The 17,604-nt window shown below is 56.3% G+C and carries 17 protein-coding genes; 1 reads left to right on the forward strand and 16 read right to left on the reverse strand.

The annotated features are described in order from the left end of the window. Positions 1-393 precede the first annotated feature (393 nt). From HY011_20210 to HY011_20220, 3 genes are all read right to left on the reverse strand, one after another. On the reverse strand, positions 394-1,596 hold the full coding sequence (locus tag HY011_20210; protein MBI3425264.1) for a VWA domain-containing protein: 1,203 nt from the start codon (positions 1,594-1,596) through the stop codon (positions 394-396). A 149-nt stretch (positions 1,597-1,745) separates the two neighbouring features. Continuing rightward, the gene (gene nusB / locus HY011_20215; protein MBI3425265.1) at positions 1,746-2,168 is read right to left on the reverse strand and encodes a transcription antitermination factor NusB; all 423 of its coding nucleotides are present in this window, start codon (positions 2,166-2,168) and stop codon (positions 1,746-1,748) included. 158 nt (positions 2,169-2,326) lie between these two features. Continuing rightward, positions 2,327-2,794, reverse strand: coding sequence for a 6,7-dimethyl-8-ribityllumazine synthase (locus tag HY011_20220; GenBank protein MBI3425266.1), 468 nt, complete (start codon positions 2,792-2,794; stop codon positions 2,327-2,329). Positions 2,795-2,864: 70 nt separating this feature from the next. On the opposite strand from HY011_20220, the gene HY011_20225 reads away from it, so the two are divergent. Then, a complete protein-coding gene (locus HY011_20225) occupies positions 2,865-3,029 on the forward strand; it encodes a hypothetical protein (protein MBI3425267.1) in 165 nt (54 codons plus the stop codon). A gap of 33 nt (positions 3,030-3,062) precedes the next feature. Here the strand turns inward: HY011_20225 and ada are convergent, their stop codons facing one another. The 13 genes from ada to HY011_20290 form a co-directional block, all read right to left on the reverse strand. Continuing rightward, a complete protein-coding gene (ada, locus tag HY011_20230) occupies positions 3,063-4,148 on the reverse strand; it encodes a bifunctional DNA-binding transcriptional regulator/O6-methylguanine-DNA methyltransferase Ada (protein ID MBI3425268.1) in 1,086 nt (361 codons plus the stop codon). A gap of 156 nt (positions 4,149-4,304) precedes the next feature. Then, positions 4,305-5,357 carry a hypothetical protein gene (locus HY011_20235; GenBank protein ID MBI3425269.1) on the reverse strand — a complete coding sequence of 351 codons (1,053 nt, stop codon included), beginning with the start codon at positions 5,355-5,357 and terminating at the stop codon, positions 4,305-4,307. Between the two features lie 55 nt (positions 5,358-5,412). Next, on the reverse strand, positions 5,413-6,825 hold the full coding sequence (gene hslU, locus HY011_20240) for an ATP-dependent protease ATPase subunit HslU (GenBank protein MBI3425270.1): 1,413 nt from the start codon (positions 6,823-6,825) through the stop codon (positions 5,413-5,415). A gap of 33 nt (positions 6,826-6,858) precedes the next feature. Further along, a complete protein-coding gene (locus HY011_20245; GenBank protein MBI3425271.1) occupies positions 6,859-7,146 on the reverse strand; it encodes a hypothetical protein in 288 nt (95 codons plus the stop codon). A 27-nt stretch (positions 7,147-7,173) separates the two neighbouring features. Continuing rightward, entirely contained in the window at positions 7,174-7,731 is a 558-nt protein-coding gene (gene hslV / locus HY011_20250; GenBank protein MBI3425272.1) for an ATP-dependent protease subunit HslV, read from the reverse strand. Positions 7,732-7,913: 182 nt separating this feature from the next. After that, positions 7,914-9,233, reverse strand: coding sequence for a hypothetical protein (locus HY011_20255; protein ID MBI3425273.1), 1,320 nt, complete (start codon positions 9,231-9,233; stop codon positions 7,914-7,916). Between the two features lie 233 nt (positions 9,234-9,466). After that, entirely contained in the window at positions 9,467-10,111 is a 645-nt protein-coding gene (locus HY011_20260) for a DUF1080 domain-containing protein (protein ID MBI3425274.1), read from the reverse strand. Between the two features lie 91 nt (positions 10,112-10,202). Beyond that, on the reverse strand, positions 10,203-11,579 hold the full coding sequence (locus HY011_20265; GenBank protein MBI3425275.1) for a 6-phospho-beta-glucosidase: 1,377 nt from the start codon (positions 11,577-11,579) through the stop codon (positions 10,203-10,205). 138 nt (positions 11,580-11,717) lie between these two features. Continuing rightward, entirely contained in the window at positions 11,718-12,557 is an 840-nt protein-coding gene (locus HY011_20270) for an inositol oxygenase (protein MBI3425276.1), read from the reverse strand. 102 nt (positions 12,558-12,659) lie between these two features. Beyond that, the gene (locus HY011_20275; GenBank protein ID MBI3425277.1) at positions 12,660-13,601 is read right to left on the reverse strand and encodes a carbohydrate kinase family protein; all 942 of its coding nucleotides are present in this window, start codon (positions 13,599-13,601) and stop codon (positions 12,660-12,662) included. 20 nt (positions 13,602-13,621) lie between these two features. After that, positions 13,622-15,010 carry an APC family permease gene (locus HY011_20280; GenBank protein ID MBI3425278.1) on the reverse strand — a complete coding sequence of 463 codons (1,389 nt, stop codon included), beginning with the start codon at positions 15,008-15,010 and terminating at the stop codon, positions 13,622-13,624. Positions 15,011-15,170: 160 nt separating this feature from the next. After that, a complete protein-coding gene (locus HY011_20285) occupies positions 15,171-16,316 on the reverse strand; it encodes a serine hydrolase (protein ID MBI3425279.1) in 1,146 nt (381 codons plus the stop codon). A 40-nt stretch (positions 16,317-16,356) separates the two neighbouring features. Further along, positions 16,357-17,208, reverse strand: coding sequence for an amidohydrolase (locus tag HY011_20290; GenBank protein MBI3425280.1), 852 nt, complete (start codon positions 17,206-17,208; stop codon positions 16,357-16,359). Positions 17,209-17,604: the final 396 nt, after the last annotated feature.

Here is a 17,604-nt window from a genome sequence, read left to right on the forward strand (position 1 = left end):
CGAGAAAATAAAGCGGCTTGACTCACCTTATTTGGCCGAATATACTCGCCGTGTCTTGATGGTATAAACATCCTGTTTATGCTGGTTTATTAAGAGATTCATCTTGATAAGCGCTGCTTCGTAACTGACAAGCTATCATTTATTGATGACGGATTTGCCAATAGCCGACAGTTCTAAGTTGAAAAGCTGTCGGGGTTCTGTGTGCGGTTGGGTCGCACCGGAGCATGGCTAGTGACTTACCTCCCTCCTTCTCCTGCTTGATTCCCACGATGTGAAATTGTCGCATCGTGGGATTTTTTATTTGGTTTTGCGGTAAAGCAAAATCCTCACCAGCAAAACAAAAGACCTGCTTATCTGGCAGGCCTTGGTCAAATACTGGTTGTGCCAAACGCTCTACTGTTTTGTCGTAGTGCCGGGCTTTTTTACTGGCATTTCTTTTTCACCATTACTCGGCTCCTCTTTGGGCGCGCGGTAACCATCCCGTGTGCGAACCGTCAATCCCGATGTGCCGACACTCACAAGGATAGAGCGATACTTGCCATCGCGCTGATCATTGGAGGAGATATAGCCCAATGTGTAGAGATTGCGTAATTCATTGGCAATCAAAGTGAACGAAAGACTCGTGTTCTCGATACTGTCGGCCCTGAGATGACGCGCGCCAGATACCTTTGTTAGCAGTTGCAGGTAATCGTTGGCAATCAAATACCTGTCGCGCTCATGCGAGGGATTTTGGCCACTGATCACGTTTGATTGCGGTTCAAGGTCAAGAGGCTTCGCGCTAATCGCGGCATCGAATTGTAGCGGCATAGCACGTCGTTCAAAGGCACGTTGCTTGTTGTCTTCAAACCTGGGCGAAAACAAAGCGTTTCCGTTATTCGGTAAAAAGATAGGGCGCATAACGGGCGCGCCTTCGTTACGGGTTTCATACTGAATGGCATAGCTAATGATGCCAGACCCGGCAATCAAATCAATTGTACTTTCAAAAGTGGCTTGTTTACTGGCGGTGTCTACGCCATCGGTTAGCACCACAATCGCTTTGCGTCCTTGTACTTTGGCTAGCTTTTCCGTGACGGCGAATTGGATAGCGTCATAAAGCCGCGTGGAATAGCCTGTCTTGGCGGCTTTGATGGCTTTTCTGAGCGTACTTACATCGCCTGTAAAATCACTGATGACGTTAATCTTGTCATCAAAGGTCAGGACCATTACGCGGTCACGCGGTTGCAATTGTTTGATGAAGTTCTCAGCCGCCTTTTGAATCGCACCTAACTTGCGGACAGTGCTGCGGCTCGTGTCAATCAGCAGCACCACGCTGAAAGGAGTCTCAGAGGCTGAGAAATCATCCACTTTTTGCTCCTTGCCATCCTCTCTCACGCTGAATTGGTCCTTGTTGAGACCTGTGACAATACGTCCATAGCGGTCAGACACAATGACGGGCACCGTCACATAAGTAGAGGGAATCACGAGGATCGAAGGATCCTGTTTTTGCTGTTCCTGCGGCTTACCGGGAGGCTGGGTTTGCGTTTGCCCGGCCACTTCGTGCACAACGATCAAAGCGCAGAGCGTAAAGAGTAGAATTTTCGAGTAATGATTTCGCATACATCCCGCCAATGAAAGTGAATCTTCAAAAAGTGCGGGGATTTTACTTTACAGTTCGATTGGACGCAAAAGCGCCAAACTAAAATGACTGAACGCCGGGCAGTCAAGTCCTTGCGCATGAGCCAAAGCAAGCGGATGTAGAGTCGCTGTCAATTGGTTGGGCGAGCAGAGGCCTCGGCTGCTCGCGTATTCTGTATGAGCTGAGTTTCCAAATCGCGCTTGATTGCGTCCAGGATACCGTTGATAAATTGCGTTGCTTCGTGTGTGGAGAAACGCCGGGCAATTTCCAACGCCTCGTTGATGGCCACGGTTTTCGGCGTGCTGGCTTGGTGGAGGAACTCGTAAACAGCCAGGCGGAGTAAATTACGGTCTACTACAGCCATCCGTGAGATACGCCAATGCTCCGTGCGCAACCGGATTCGTTCGTCAATTTCCTCGAGGTTCGAGATTGCACCTACGGCAAGCTCATTGGCGAACTCTTTTACGTCATCACCTGCTTCGGCCATTTCCCCCCAGAAAGTTTCGATCAGTTCATTGACCGAAGGCCGCGCGATGTCATAAGCGAACAGCATTTGCAGCGCACATTCGCGCGCTCTACGCCTAGCACCCATAATAGTTTTCAATGTACCGCCATTTTGAGTTTTCAGGTTCGAGGGTTGTGACGTCGAGTCTGGGGGAACAACAAGGCTTGACCGTTGGCGAGAGGGGCGCAAGCTTTGGCGACTATCTTTCACAACTCTTTTAGCAGGTTTGCCATTTCAACGGCAGTCATTGCCGCCTCAAAACCTTTGTTGCCTGCCTTCACGCCGGCCCGATTGATTGCTTGCTCAACCGTATCGGCGGTAATGATGCCATACGCGATGGGAACGCCGGTTGACATGGAAGCCGACGCGATCCCTTTTGTCACTTCCGCGGCGATATGCTCAAAATGTGGCGTCTCGCCGCGAATCACGGCTCCCACGCAAATGATCGCTTCGTACCGTCCGCTAGTCGCCAATTTCTTGGCTGCAAGTGGGATTTCAAAAGAACCGGGAACTCGAACCAAAGTGATCTGTTTTTCGGAGGCGCCCAAGCGCAGGAGAGCGTCTTGCGCCCCGCCAATCAATCTGCTGACGATCAAGTCGTTCCAGCGGCTTGCCACAATCGCAAAGCGCAAACCATCAGCTTTCAATCTGCCCTCTATGACCAAGGGCTGCATCGTTTGATTCACAGGATCATTCGTAATCATTCGCGCGGAAGTATAGTGAGCCTGGTGGATGAGGTCAAGAATGGGTTGGGTTGCTTTGTCGCTGAAACTTTCTTCGCCGAAACTATTGACTGATGAATGGTCGCGTCGTCGTCTGCGCGCGCAAACAGATCAGGCCCGCAGCGAGCCGGATCTGTTTGCGCAAGACAGCAGTGATCGCCAATGGACACGGCTTCGTCGTCAATAAAGCGGCAATGAAACCGAACGCCGCCGCAGCTTCTTATTTCCGCAGCGCCTTTTCTTGTGTCAGCAAAGCTTTCTTACGTTCGATGCCCCAACGGTAGCCGCTTAACTCGCCACTCTCACGAATCACTCGATGGCAGGGTGTCACGAGCGCCGCCGGATTGGTGGCGCACGCACGCGCCACGGCGCGCGTGGCGCTGGGTTGATCAAGGCGGCGCGCCACTTCGCCGTAAGAAACCGTTTCTCCGTATGGAATACGCCGCAACTCCTCCCAAACGCGTTTTTGAAAGGCCGTGCCGCGCACATCAAGCGGCAGGTCAGGATGCGGCAGTTGCCCGTGCAAATGCGCTAACAATGCCGCGACGTGCGTTTGTAAGACGGTGTGATCAGCAGTGATCTCCGCTTGCGGAAACTCTGCCGCTAAGTCGCGCTGTAATTGCTCCGGCGCATCGCCAAGCGTAATGGCGCAAATGCCCTTGGTTGTTGCCGCCACCAAAAGCCAGCCCAGCGGGCATTCGGTCGTCGTGTAATTGATCTGCATTCCTTGGCCTCCTTTGCGATAGACCGCCGGGGTCATGCCCAATTGTGCGGCGGCTTTTTCATACAACCGGCTGCTCGAACCGTAACCGGCGGCGTAGGTTGCAACGCTGACGCTCGCACCTGTTTTCAGGTGCTCTTTGAATCGCGTGGTGCGCTGTGCCTCAGCATATTGGCGCGGCGTGATCCCCATCAGTTTTTTGAAAAGCCGCTGCAAGTGAAACCGGCTGACGGCGAGGTTGCCACTTAGTTCGGCCAAGTCCGGTGTCTGGTCCAGCGCGGTTTCCAGCAAGCGACAAACGCCGCGCACCAGTGCTGCCTGCGGATCACACAATTCAACCGCATCCGGTTTACAGCGTTTACACGCACGCAACCCCGCCGCCCGCGCGGCTTCGGGCAGGGCATAAAAGCGGACGTTCTCACGCTTAGGCTGCCGCGAGGCGCAGGATGGCCGGCAGTAAACGCCCGTGGTATGCACGCCGTAATAAAACAACCCGTCGAATTGCGCGGCGCGTGTTTGCACTGCCTGCCAGCAATGCGCTTCATCAAGAGTGGATGCGCCTGCTTGAGTAAGTTGTGTGCTCATAAATTGCACTCCTTTCTGCTTTCACGCGGGTGATGTTCGCATGGCTGGGCGGCAGCAATCTATCCGATTGTTGCGCGGCAATTAATTCCAGGGTGAGTTGTTAGTCTGCTGCGAATGGTTGGTTTGGACGTTCGCGGCGTGTCCTTTCCGGTTCACTTATGGATTCACTGTTTCACTCACCGTTGCGGAGCGGGAACTTTCATTGTTGGCTGTATCAACTGCGGTGATCTGGTAAAAGTAACGCTTGCCCACTTGCACACGGTCATCGCGGAAGGTGGTCGGCGTATGCAGCCGGGCATTCAGCTTGATCCATTTGTCGGTTGGCGCTGCCTCGTCTTCAGCGCGGTATATGTTATAGCCCGCCAGGTCGGCTTCGGGGTTGGAGGGCCAGAACAACGAAACCTGCCCATTGATTGAGGCAATGGTGATGGAGGCCGGGGCCGTCGGCGCAAACGTGTCTTTGGGTGTGACGACTAATGTTTCGCTGGCATTGCCTTCGATGGTTTCATTCAGCTTGGTATTGCTAGGCGCGGGAAGTTGCGCTGACAGGCTGCGCACAAAATACTCATACGTCACGCCGAACTGAAAAGCCTTATCCACGTAGCGCGTATCCTTGAGCGGTTGCGCGTTGAGTTTCGTCACATTCGCGCCCGTTTTGCGATAGAGATTATATCCGGCGATGTTGGCTGGCCGCGTGCCATTTTCGTTGGTTTCGGGTGGCGACCAGGTGATGACAAGTTCGGTTTGGGTGAGCGTGAATGAGGGGTGCGGCGGCGCGGAAGCCAATTCAGTGAGCGGTGTGATGGTGGCGTAATTGGAAAAATCAGCCCCGCGACCAGCCTGGTTAAACAGCCGCACTGCATAGCGGTAGCGCAAACCTTTGGGTTGCTGGCGCAGATCAAGCGGGTCTTGGTGTGTAATCGTGGTTGAACCGGCTGCTACCTGTTCGCCTGAGATCGAACTGATGACCGTTGCGCGGGCGGCAAACTCTTCCTCGGTTAATCCTGGCGGCGCGCTTTCCGGTTCGATCAACCGGAAGATGTCAATGCGCTGCAACCCCTCTGCGCGCGGCGGTCGCACAAGTGGGAACGCCAAAATCAGACGTGAGCCTTGTTGGGTCACGCTCAGTTCATTGACGACCAAGGGCGCGCGCGGGATGGGCGGCAGCGGTTCGCCGATTTTGCCGCAACCGCTTAGCGCTGAAAGCAAAAGGCAAAAAAGCAGCACTTTTGCCTTTTGCCTTTTGCCTTTTGCCTTTTGCTTTTTACAGGATGTACCGACTGAGGTCTTCATTCTTCACAATCTCGGCAAGCATCTTGCTGACGTAGTTGGCGTCAATCATCTGGCGCTTTTCAGGCAGGTCGGGTGCCTCAAACAGGATGTCTTCGAGCACTTTTTCGAGCATCGTTTGTAAGCGGCGCGCGCCGATGTCTTCGGTGGTCTCGTTCACCTTGAAACCGAAATCGGCAATGGCCTCGATGGCGTCCGGCGTGAATTCCAGCGTGATGCCTTCGGTGTCGAGCAGCGCGACATATTGTTTGAGCAATGCATTTTTAGGTTCGGTCAGGATGCGTTTGAAATCGTCTATCGTGAGCGGCTGCAATTCGACGCGAATCGGGAAACGGCCCTGCAATTCAGGGATCAGGTCGGATGGCTTGGAGACGTGAAAGGCGCCTGCCGCGATAAACAGGATATGATCGGTGCGCACCATGCCGTACTTGGTGTTGACGGTGGTGCCTTCGATGATGGGCAGGATGTCGCGTTGGACGCCTTCGCGCGAAACGTCGGGGCCGTGGCCGGATTCGCGCCCGGCGATCTTGTCAATCTCGTCCAGAAAGATGATGCCGGATTGTTCGACGCGTTCGAGCGCGATGCGCGAGACGGTGTCCATATCCACCAGCTTCTGCTTTTCCTCTTCCAGCAGATATTCCATCGCTTCGTCAACGCGCATCTTGCGTTGTTTGGTCTTGCCGCCAAACAGGCCGGGCATCATATCTTTCAGGTTGATGTCCATCTCTTCGACGCCTTGGTTGGTGATGATCTCGAAGGAAGGGAAGTTGCGTTCGCGGACTTCCATTTCAACTAGGCGCGCATCGAGCTTGCCTTCGCGCAGTTGCTGCCGGAACTTTTCGCGCGTGCGGTTGTAGGTTTCCTGCGCGGCGCTCGGCGTGTTTTCAATCTGGTCAATGAATTGATCGGAGTCTGGCGTATGTGCTTTGCTCGGCGGCAACAATAAATCGAGGATTTGCTCTTCGACGTTGCCTTCAGCCTTGTCGGCAATCTCTTCAAACTTTTCGGCCTGCACCAAATCTATCGCGATCTCGACCAGGTCGCGGATCATGGATTCGACATCGCGCCCAACATAACCGACCTCGGTGAATTTGGAAGCTTCGACTTTGAGAAAGGGTGAAGACGAAAGCCGCGCCAGCCGCCGCGCGATCTCGGTTTTCCCGACGCCGGTTGAACCGATCATGATGATGTTCTTGGGCGTCACATCCTGGGCGAGTTCGGGCGGCAGTTTTTGCCGGCGAATGCGATTGCGCAGCGCCACCGCGACCGCTTTTTTGGCGGCGCTTTGACCAATTACATGCTTGTCCAGTTCGGCGACGATTTGACGCGGCGTCAGTTGATCCAAGCTGAGCGGCTCTTCAATCTCTCCTGAAAGGTAAATGACCATAATTTGATGAAAGTAGGTAAAGCGTCTTGGGGGTTAGGAGCCGGGCAACACTGGTTTGAAGATTTTGTCGAGTTGACGTTTGATGCGTTCAACACGCTGAGCCAGATTGGCTAGCTCAATTCGCAGCGAAGCAATCTCTCCGCGCAAACCGCCAATTTCAGTCCGAAATTCTGCGCGAATAGTCTCCAACTTAGCATCAATGGTTTTGTTCTGCTGTTCTAGTATCCGTTCCAATGACCGTTGGGTAAGATAATTTGCCCCAAACAGGCTGACAATAAAGGCGGCAGTAGCGATGTTTACTGTAATGAAAAGCGGATTCATATGGCTGTCCTCTCAAAAATTGCTGCTTCAGATTTCTTCAATGATTAAGTTCAGATTGCTGTAGATGCAAATCTCGCCTGCCACCTTCATCGCGGCCTCGGCGATTTCGCGCGCAGGCAATTCTGTATGCCGCGACAGGGCACGGGCTGCTGCCAGGGCAAACGGGCCGCCCGAGCCAATCGCCACGATGCCGTCATCCGGTTCGATCACGTCGCCGGTGCCGGAAATCAGCAAGGTCGCCGAAGCATCGGCCACGATCAGCAAAGCTTCCAAATTGCGCATCATCTTGTCGGTGCGCCAGTCTTTAGCCAGTTCAACTGCTGCGCGATTGAGTTGCCCGTGATACTGCTCAAGCTTCGATTCAAAGCGTTGAAAGAGCGCGAAGGCATCCGCCGTCGCCCCGGCAAATCCCGCCACGACTTTGTCGCTGTAAAGACGGCGGACTTTGCGCGCATTGGCTTTCATGATCGTATCGCCCATCGTCACCTGTCCATCACCGGCCACGACGACGCGATTGTCGCGGCGGACGGAAAGGATCGTCGTGCTGCGAATCCGCTTGGCGTTTGAATTCAAAGGAAATGACATAACGGGCACTATACGGACGGCTTCCGAGGCTTGTCAAGAAACGGGTTTGGCGCAATTTAGAGCATCCTGTACAGCAGGCTGCTAGCCTGCTGAGGTCAGGTGAGGTACTGATAGTTCGTTGTCCTTTTACCTTGTGATCGCCGCAGGCTGGCAGCCTGCTGTACATTACGCGCCAGTGCCTGTCACTTGCCCACACAACCCGTCTTCAACTCTGCTGCCTCGCCAAAGGCCAGCGTTGCCGCCCCAAAACAGTTGTTCAGCGCGTGCGGTTGGGTGGCTTCATCCAGCACCAGCACCTTGTTGATGCTGTGCAATTCGCAAACTGCGGCGGTCGCTTTTTCAATTTCTTCGCGCGAACGCGGGTTGCCAGGCAGGTCGCAGCGCGCCATCAGCCGCTCGATCTGTTGCGGCTGAATCGTCTGTGGCAGGCGGATTGCCGTGCGGATATAACCACTGCGGTCAAGCTTGTAATAGCCGATGCCCAGATCGGACGGATACCATTTCGGATCGCCTTTGAGTTTGACGGCAAAGCTGAGCAGCGCCCCATTGCGCAACGTCGAATTGGCGTCAATGAACAGATAGTTACGAAAATCCGCAATGCGCAACCCCAAGGTGCGCGCGCTGGTCAGCTTGCCTTCGCGCCGCATCTCGTCGGCCATCACGCGATACGTCCAGGGCTGCGCATCCATCACCGATTCGCGCGAGGCTTTGCTCAGATCAAAAGGCAGCGGACGCAAGGCAAAGCGCATGGCCGATTCACCCTGGTCGCTGAAATTGTTGTTGTCGCTGGCCGTCAGAAACAGCGGATGCCCGGCTTCGCGTTGCCCGCCGAATTCGGTGTCTTTGTGATTGACGCCTTGAAAGATCGTCTTGATCGCGTGGCCCTGCGCGTCGAGTTCGGTTTCGCAAACGTATTCGATGTCGGTCGTGCGTCCCCAGCGCGCCATCAAGGCGCTGGTCTGCGTGCCGCCGTCTTCGTTGCTGAAGATGACAGTGTAACGCAGCAGCGTCCTGTCGCCTTTGCGCTCGGTTTCGTAATACGCCAGCAACGGCACGTCAGAGAATTTGCCAATCGTGTTGGGCCGTGCGTAAAGAATGGGCGCATAGGCCAGCGCGAGAAACTCCGGCTGGTTGCGCTCAATGGTAATGATCTTGGCGTCTTTGATTTCGATGGTCGTGGCTTGCGGAGCCGATTGCTGACGATTCAATTCGACACGGTAGCTGTGTTCGCCCGGCTGCAAACGGCCCAGCAGCAGTTGATAGGTATGCTGGCGTGCGCCATTGAATAGGATTACGTCTTGATGATAGCGCCTGTCTAAATAGATCGTAGCGGTCGCAGCTTCGCGGCCTTTTTCCAGCCAGGAGGCACCAGGGGCGCTGGCTGTGAGGTCGAGCAAGACTTCGGCTTCAGTGGCAATTTGAAATTTTTGCTCGGTCAGCGTTTGCGGCGCAGCAGCAACGCAGAGCACCAACAACAACAAAGCGGTCTGTGTAAATGTCATTAGGCTGGTCTTGTGCGACCCGTTGCGCTGGTTTTCGTCGCGTAGCGACGGAATGAATTTAGCCGTGGGTTGCAACCCACGGAGCAAGCGGAAAAGTCCCACCGTCGCGTCAGCGACGCCTGAATTCAAGCGTCGCTGACGCGACGCCGCAACCCCACGCGGCCACCGTGGGTTGCAACCCACGGCTAAATTCATTCCGTCGCTACGCGACGAAGAAAGCGATTTCAGGCGCATCATTTGCCCAACTCCAGCAAACGAATGTTGCGAAAGCGCGCCCGCGCCGTATCGCCCCATGCCCCCGCCCCGCCGTGCACCTGCAAGCCGATATAGCCTGTGCGCGGATAGCGGTCGCGGTTGTCCTGAAAATCAATCGTCTTGTAGCCGTTCAGCCAGGCCTGCACGTGCGCGGGTTGGCCTTCGATGCGGGCGCGCAACTTGTTCCATTTGCCCTTCAGGAAGAAATCGGGCCAGTTTTTGTTTTGCTGGATGAAATCACCGGCGGCGGGCGCATACAGGCTGCCGACATAGCCGCCATCGCGGTAATCCAAAGTGATCTGATAGCCCATACCGTCTTCGCGCACGCGCAGGAACAGGCCCGTGTCCACGGGGTAATCGGCCATGAATTCCAATTCAATCTCATAGTCGGAATAGCTCTTTTCGGTGCCCAGCAAGCCGCCTTTGTGGTCGGGTTCCTGATTGGCGACGAGGGCGCCGTTCTCGACCGTCCAGACGCCGCCGTTGCCGCCGTGCACGGCTTTCTTTTGCCAGCCGGTCAGCGTCTTGCCGTCAAAAATCTTTTGCCAGTTGCTGGCGTTTTGCGCCGCGACGGCCAGCACAGCCAGCAGTAACGTGGTTGAAAGCAGCAGGGTTTGCTTCATCGTGATCAGTTCCTCTCAGTTGTCGGAAAGTGGATTGTTTGTTTGCGGCGTTGATTGTACGCGGTCGCCACAGTAGCGCAAGCCGAACCGCCTAACGCAGATAGCCGAGGTGTTCGCTGTCGTGCTGGCACAAGGCCTCCAGCAAAAGACAAGCCGGTTGCCATTCGCCCACCAACGGATACGCCAACAAGGCCAGCCGCGCCAGTTCTTGCGACCCTTCGACTGCGGCACGAATGGTGAGCCGTTCGTATTCTTTGACGGCTTGCGTCAAGCCGCACACGGTTGTCGGCAACTGCCCCACAGCAAGCAGCTGCGGCCCGTGGCGATCAACCAGGCAGGGAACCTCGACCACGTCATCATTGGCTAGATCGGTGATCGCCCCGCGATTGGGCACGTTCAGCACGATGCGCGCAGGTTGCGCGCTGACCAGCGCCGTCATTACGTCGAGCGCGATGCGGTGATAGCCCGTTGCGGCATTGAACGGGTCTTCTTCCTGCTCGATGCCTGCCTGCAACGCCGAACCCGCTTCGGCTTCCAGTTTCATATACGAGCCAGAACGGCGGCGCAGGTAGTCGCGATAAATCGTCAGGGCTTCAGGCAAGCCTTCCGCTTTGATTGCGCTTTCCAGGCGCGCAAAGAGTTCGGCGTTCAGGCGGACGATTTCCTCGCCCCGGCTGGCACCGGCAGCGCGTTGATTGGCCAGCGCGCGCTGTTGTTCGTAGTAAAAGTACAGATACTCGCTGGGAATCAGACCCAGCGCGCGGATCATTGCGGGGTCGAATAAGTCGGCTGAGTAAAGGCTCCGCAGCAGTGCGTCGTCATTCAACACCTGCGCGGTGACATCGCGCCCGCGCAATTCGACGCGGCGCACCCAGCCCAAGTGATTCAGCCCGAAATAATCGCAGCGCACCTCGTCAGGTTGGGCATTCAAGGCCAGCGCCAACCGCTGAAAGAGTTCTGTGGGCGTGTCGCAGATGCCGATGGAACGCAGCCGCGTGTGTTGGCTCAACGCCTGTGCCATCAGGCCCGCCGGATTGGTGAAGCTGATGAACCAGGCGTTGGGCGCGTGCGCTTCGATCACGCGGGCTTGTTCGAGGACGACGGGAATCGTGCGCAAGGCTTTGGCCAGACCGCCAATGCCGGTGGTTTCCTGGCCGGCGATGCCGTGTTCGATGGCGAGGCGTTCGTCGCGCGCGCGCGCGGCGCTGCCGCCGACACGGATGCTGTGGATGATGAAATCCGCGCCGGTGACTGCTTCAGATAAATCGGTTGGCGTGGTGATGTTGAGCGGGCTGCCCAATTGGCGGGCGGCTTCGCGCGCCAGCATCGCGACGGTCACCAGCCGTTCACGGTCAATGTCGTAAAGTGCAACCTCAGCCAAATCCAACTGCTGTTGCGCTTGCGCCAGACCGTGAACGACCAGCGGCGTGCGAATGCCGCCGCCGCCGATGAGCGTGACTTTGCGCATAACAATTCGGTGGGGACTGCTGCAAAACAAATTCTTGCCACAGAGGCACAGAGACACAGAGACAGTCAGAAAGAATCTCGCCAGTTCTTTTCTTTCTCTGTGTCTCTGTGCCTCTGTGGCAACTTTTCTTCACCGTATCTACCAGTTGATCTTTGCCGGGAAGAACTCGGCAATCAGGTCTTCATAATAAGGCCGTAACTCTTCGAGGTTCGGCTGTATCTCGCATTTGGAATAGAGATCGTAAGGGTTGAAGGCGCGCACCCATTTCAGCAATTCCCGATCGCCGGCGTTCAGCAAATGCGTGTAAGCGCCTTCGCGGTGCACCGGGTAGCAGGAGTGGTAGCGGATCATCCAGAGCGCTTCTTGCGGCAGATAGTCTTTGCAGACTTGGTACAGATATTCGTCGTGGCCCCACGACAGATGCACATTGTCCAGGCCGCAACCCGGCTCATAGATACCGTTCGACGTTGAGTAAACCGAGTGTTGCGCGTCCGGGTTCGCCGCAAACAATTCGTGATAGACGATCTTGTCTGAAAAGGCGCAGCCGACCGGGAAGGTGTCGCCCACGACGGCCCACTGCGGTTCGTCGAAGAAGCACAGCATCTTGCCCAGATCGTGAATCAGGCCGGCCAGAATGAACCAACGCGGATGCCCATCCTGCCGGATGGCTTCGGCGGTTTGCAGCGCGTGGATGGTTTGCGGCAGCGCCAAGTCGGGGTCGCTGTCATCCACCAGCGTGTTGAGCCATTCCATCGCTTCCCAGATGCCCATCTGCTTGCGGTTCAGTTGGCCGTACTCGGCCTTTTTAGCGAGCACGACAGCGAGCGTCTGATTTTGATGATTGAGCCGATAGAGTTCCTTGACGCTAGGACGATTGGTTTGCTCATCGTAGTGCCGATAGTTTTCGGCGTGTTGCAGATTGTTGATGAAGGGATTGTTCGGATCAGCATTTTTATGTGGCGCGATCAAATAAGACATCGAGTACTACGTTCCTCCCTAAAGATGATTCAACTGGAAAAGTGGTTATTGCGGCGCTACACGAGAAGCCAGGGGTGCAGAGACCGCCTCATGCATTCGTTATTATTTGGGTAGCTTGCGCAGCGAAGTTTGGAGCTGCCGCAAGACCGGGAAGCCTTCGAGGCCGCCCAGTTTTTGTGTCGAGAGCGCACCGCATACGTTGCCGTATTGCAAGCGCCGTTGGGGCGGCTCGCCATTGAGCCAGGCATAGATGAACCCAGCGTTGAAACAATCGCCCGCGCCCGTGGTGTCTACGGCTTTCACTTCGAGCGGCGGGCAGCGGTAAATTTCGTCTTCCCACAGCAGGATCGAACCGCGCTCGCCCAGCTTCAGGGCGACGCCGCGCAAGCCCGCTCTGGCAAAGGCGCGCAACATGGCTTCCGGGTCGGATTGGCCGGTGAGCAATTCGGCTTCGCGCTCGTTGGGCATGAATAAATCCAACTCGCGCAGGGCTTGCAGGTGGGCGCGTTTACGCAACCAATCCGGATGCCAGCCTACATCGAGCGAGAGCGTGCAGCCTGTGGGTTTCAACGCGCGGGGCAAGGTCGAGAGCAGTCCAGGTTGCGCGGGCAGGGCTAGGTGCACGTGGCGCGCTTCGGTGAGGGCGCGGCGCACATTCGGTTCGGTGAGCAACAATGGTTGCAGTTCGCGGTTGGCCCCGGCGTAGGTGTAAAAGGCGCGGTCTTTGGCCGTCGAAACGCTGACCGTCACGCCCGTCGTGTCGTGACGGCTGCGGTGCAGCAATTCGGCGGTCACGCCGCACTCGGTCAGGCGTTGCGCCAGCCAATCGCCGTCATTGCCGATCACCGAGAGCACGGTGACGCGCTGTTCCAGACGGCTCAGCCCGCAAGCCGTGATGGCCGCGCCGCCGCCGATTTCGCGCCGTGCCTCTTTGGCAAACGCCTCTTCGCCCGGTTCCGGCCAGGCGCGGAAGCCGGACATCACAATATCGGTGAACAAATCGCCCACCGTGATTACATCCCAAGTCTTAGCTGGTTGCGTCATTGCGTCTTCTAGCTGTTTTGTCAGCTTGTGTTCCTTTCAGGCTGGGCCGTTGGTTCAAACGGCCACTCACGTTTTAGTTTGGCTTGCCCCAGATAGGCGGCGCTGCCTGCGATCATCAATATTAAACCCCATAATACGATTTTTCCCTGATTTGTGCTTAAAATATATAGCCAACCCGCCAAAGCGATCAGACTGGGCACCGGATAGAACCACATTTTGAAGGGAAGCCGGATTTCAGGCCGGGCGCGCCGAATCACAATCACTGCCAATGCCTGGCCAATATCGCGGGCGATTTTTTCAATGATGATCAAGGCCGCGATCAAGGTCGCCAAATCGAACCAACAAGCCAGCGCCGAGGTGATTCCAATAAACACCAGCGAAAAGGTGGGAAAGTTGCCGGTTGGATGCAGCCGCGCGAACGGCTTGAAAAACTGCCCATCCGCCGCCGCCGCATAAGGCACTCGCGAATAGCCCAGCATCACCGCAAAGATCGAGGCAAAAGTCGTCCACAGAATCAGCAGCGTCATTACCGTCGCCGCTTTGCTGCCATAAAGCCGTTGGATGAAATCCGCCACGATGGCCTGATTCGCCAGCGTGCCCGCCGTGATGGCTTCGCGCCAGGGGACGACGCCGATGATCGTGACGGTCATGATCATGTACATCACCGCCACCGCCGCAATCGAGATCAACACTGCGCGCGGAATCGTCCAACTGGGATTTTTGACTTCGCCGCCAAAGAAACAGACATTGTTGTAACCGCCGTAGTCGTAAATGGCATTCAATGTCGCATTGCCCAGCCCGACAAAGAAAATCCAATTCAGATCGAAGGCATGCGCCGGAAAATCAAAGGCCAGCTTGGGATTGAAATTGGTGATCCCCGCAAACAGCACCCAGGCCACCGTGAGCAAGACCACGACCCAGAGGACGACCGAAAGTTTACCGATGGATTGGATATTGCGATAAAGCAGCGCCGTCACCGCCAGACACAAGCCCGCCGCCAGCAGCTTGCCCTGCGTCGCTGTCATCCCCGGCCACAGATATTTGGTGTAATTGCTAAAGCCAACCGCGCCCGAAGCGATAGAAAAGGGCGCGGTGCAAACCGTTTGCCAGATGAACAGGAAGCTCATCAGCCTGCCCAGTTTTTCCGGCCCATACGCCTGACGTAGGTAAATATACGAACCGCCCGACCCCGGCATCGCCGCGCCTAATTCCGCCCAGACCAGCCCATCGCAAACGGCAATCAACGCGCCCAGCAACCAGCCGATCATAGCTTGCGGCCCGCCCATCGCCGCCAGGATCAGCGGAATCGTGATGAACGGGCCGATGCCGATCATTTCGAGCATGTTCGCGGCGGTGGATTGCAACAGGCCCATGCCGCGTATGAGGTGTGTATCTTTGGTTTGGTTCATCAACGCAGTCGGACAGTTTTCATCGCATTTGGGCTTGCTTGAAAGCGTTGCCACAGAGGCACGGAGCCACAGAGAAAAGACTGAGCATCTGGCCAACTATATCTCTTGCTCTGTGGCTCCGTGCCTCTGTGGCAAACTCACCGGCTTAGCGAAAGTACAATCATTGTCGAATCGCGGCCATTACACGCTTCACGAATTCAGCCTCATTGCCACCGTGCCAGCGCCACACGACGACTAAATCCTGATCGGGCAAAATCGTCACCGTGTTGCTGCCCGCGCCGCGCGCGCCGAACGCATTTGGCGGCAAGCCGGGATAGTTTTTGCCTTTGGTGTTGAGCCAAAACAAATAGCCGTAATCCGGCCCGTTCTTGCTGGGCGTGATGGCGGCTTTGACGTAGGCGGGTGGCAAAAGCTGTTTGCCGTTCCATTGCCCGCCGCGCAACCAGAGATAGCCGAAGCGCGCCAAGTCCCAGGCATTGATCCACATGCCGCCACCCCAGCGTGTGCCGCCGCTGACCGACGCCATCCGCTTGCCGTCAATCTCAACGTAGCTGTTGTGATAGGGCACCCACTTCCACGTAGTCGAAGCGCCGATGACATCCATCACTTCGTCGCGGAAGACATCGGGCAGAGGCTTATTGAATAGGCGCAACAACGACAGGGCGAAACGGTTGATGCGCACGTCGTTGTATTCATAAAACGTGCCGGGGCGTTGCAAGGCGCGCGGCTGTCGTTCGCCTTCGCCAAAGGCTGCGCGCCCGACGAAGTCATGCTTCTTGCCCCACATCTCGCCTTCCCATTCAGATTCCTGTTGCAGGTGCATCTGCCAGGTGATCTGCGCGTTTTGCGCCGCATCGTAGCCGCCGTCTTTGATCAGCTTGGCGACGGGTTCATCGAGATTGGGGAGCTTGCCATCGCGCATGGCGATGGCCGCGAGTGTCGAAAGCATGCTCTTGGCTGCCGAATAGGTTGGATCAACTGCCGTGGCCTCGCCGAATTCGGCGACGACATAGCCTTTGTAGAGCACTACGCCATTGGTGTGCGCGCGTTGTGTCGGCACCGAACCTAGCAACGAACCAAAGGTGCGCTCCTGATCTGAAAAATCCAGGGCGCGTTCGGTCTCGTGGGTCTGGGCGAATTTGATGGCGGCGTCCAATGCTGCCGCATCCATCCCAAGTTCTGCGGGCGCTTTCCTCGCCCAGGTTCCGCTGGGCGGGAAGTATTGCTTCGCTTGTGCGTGCAGCGTTACGAGCAGTGACAACTGAACGCATACGCCAATGACCAGATGCCTTGCGGCTGTTTTCATGAAAGAGTCTCCTGACAACAAAGGGTTCAAACCAAACAGGTCAGGCGGAAAAGCCGAAAAGCTTCCTGGCGTTCAAGCCAAAAACCTTGGCTTGGTCCGCGGCGTTCAAGTGCGCTAAATAGCCGCGAATGGTTTCCCGCGCGGCGCGATAGCTTTCCGGCGTCGCTTTTGGGCCGAAGCCACCGCCATAGATCAGGCGGTCTGCGCCGTAAGCATCGCTCAACTGACGGATGACCGGCCTGACATCACGGTAGGGATATTCGGTCGCCGTCGGAATGGCCGCGAATTTCATGATGACGTTGGGCAGCTTCGCCCAATTCACGACGGTCGCGTGCTCTTCCGCCGTTCCCTGCAACGGGCGGCCGAGGTGGTCAATGATGACCTTCGTTTGGCTGAATTCGCGAATCAAGGGCGTGAAGTGCGCCGCGTAATGCGGTTCGAGATGTAGTTGCACCATCAATCCCAACTCCGCCGCCTGCCGCCAAAACACGCGCATTTCAGGCTTGCCGAAAGGCGGCAAGCGGTCGGGCGCGTATGCGTGCATGCGCACGGCTACGATGTCGCCGCGTTTGGCGAGCGCGGGCAATTGGCGCATGGAGTTGGGTTGATCGGCGAAGACCAAACAGACGCCTTTGAGACGGCCCTTGCCTACGCCGAGGCAGTATTCGAGGTAGCGATGATCGTCTTGATAAGGTTCCGGGTGCACGACGATGGCGTAATTGACGCCCGCGCCAGCCATGCATTGCAACAACATTTCGGGCGTCGCCACGTCAGCCGGTTGGTAAGGGCCGCGCGGATGATAGGGAAAACGCGGGTCTTTGTTGCCCGCGAAACAATGCAAATGCGTGTCAATCACCGGCGATTCAACCGTAGTGGTATGTGGTATGCGCAAGTTGAGTGCGGCGAGTGTCGCGGCGCCTATAAAATTTCGTCGTGATGTTTGAATGTTCATGGTGAAAAGAAACGATTGACAAGTGTGACAAGCAATGCCAGAAAAAGCGCGGTGCTTGCCATGAACCAAAAGGAGTTGACCGCTATGGGTTCCACTGACAAATCGGGCTTCATCCCGCCGCACGGCAATTACTCTACGTCATCTGCTGCTGGCACGGTTGCACCGGCCCTGACAAATCGGGCTTCATCCCGCCGCACGGCAATTACCGCGAATTGCTATAGACTTCAAGAAAAAGAATTTCCGTAGCCAGTTCCAACGGAGCGTCAGCCAACAGCCTGGGGTGCAGCCCCAGAAGCACATTGAGTCATTGTGCGAAGCCCTGAAAGGGCGACAGCC

This window comes from Acidobacteriota bacterium (genome assembly GCA_016196035.1).
Classification (GTDB): domain Bacteria; phylum Acidobacteriota; class Blastocatellia; order RBC074; family RBC074; genus JACPYM01.

What these genes read in the sequence shown, in the direction of transcription:
- ada (MBI3425268.1), bottom strand. Translation starts at nt 4,148, where the DNA reads ATGAGCACACAACTTACTCAAGCAGGCGCATCCACTCTTGATGAAGCG.
- HY011_20220 (MBI3425266.1), bottom strand. Translation starts at nt 2,794, where the DNA reads ATGCAGCCCTTGGTCATAGAGGGCAGATTGAAAGCTGATGGTTTGCGC.
- hslV (MBI3425272.1), bottom strand. Translation starts at nt 7,731, where the DNA reads ATGTCATTTCCTTTGAATTCAAACGCCAAGCGGATTCGCAGCACGACG.
- HY011_20285 (MBI3425279.1), bottom strand. Translation starts at nt 16,316, where the DNA reads ATGAAAACAGCCGCAAGGCATCTGGTCATTGGCGTATGCGTTCAGTTG.
- HY011_20225 (MBI3425267.1), top strand. Translation starts at nt 2,865, where the DNA reads ATGGGTTGGGTTGCTTTGTCGCTGAAACTTTCTTCGCCGAAACTATTG.
- HY011_20255 (MBI3425273.1), bottom strand. Translation starts at nt 9,233, where the DNA reads ATGACATTTACACAGACCGCTTTGTTGTTGTTGGTGCTCTGCGTTGCT.
- HY011_20210 (MBI3425264.1), bottom strand. Translation starts at nt 1,596, where the DNA reads ATGCGAAATCATTACTCGAAAATTCTACTCTTTACGCTCTGCGCTTTG.
- HY011_20275 (MBI3425277.1), bottom strand. Translation starts at nt 13,601, where the DNA reads ATGACGCAACCAGCTAAGACTTGGGATGTAATCACGGTGGGCGATTTG.
- hslU (MBI3425270.1), bottom strand. Translation starts at nt 6,825, where the DNA reads ATGGTCATTTACCTTTCAGGAGAGATTGAAGAGCCGCTCAGCTTGGAT.
- HY011_20270 (MBI3425276.1), bottom strand. Translation starts at nt 12,557, where the DNA reads ATGTCTTATTTGATCGCGCCACATAAAAATGCTGATCCGAACAATCCC.
- nusB (MBI3425265.1), bottom strand. Translation starts at nt 2,168, where the DNA reads ATGCTGTTCGCTTATGACATCGCGCGGCCTTCGGTCAATGAACTGATC.
- HY011_20280 (MBI3425278.1), bottom strand. Translation starts at nt 15,010, where the DNA reads ATGAACCAAACCAAAGATACACACCTCATACGCGGCATGGGCCTGTTG.
- HY011_20265 (MBI3425275.1), bottom strand. Translation starts at nt 11,579, where the DNA reads ATGCGCAAAGTCACGCTCATCGGCGGCGGCGGCATTCGCACGCCGCTG.
- HY011_20260 (MBI3425274.1), bottom strand. Translation starts at nt 10,111, where the DNA reads ATGAAGCAAACCCTGCTGCTTTCAACCACGTTACTGCTGGCTGTGCTG.
- HY011_20245 (MBI3425271.1), bottom strand. Translation starts at nt 7,146, where the DNA reads ATGAATCCGCTTTTCATTACAGTAAACATCGCTACTGCCGCCTTTATT.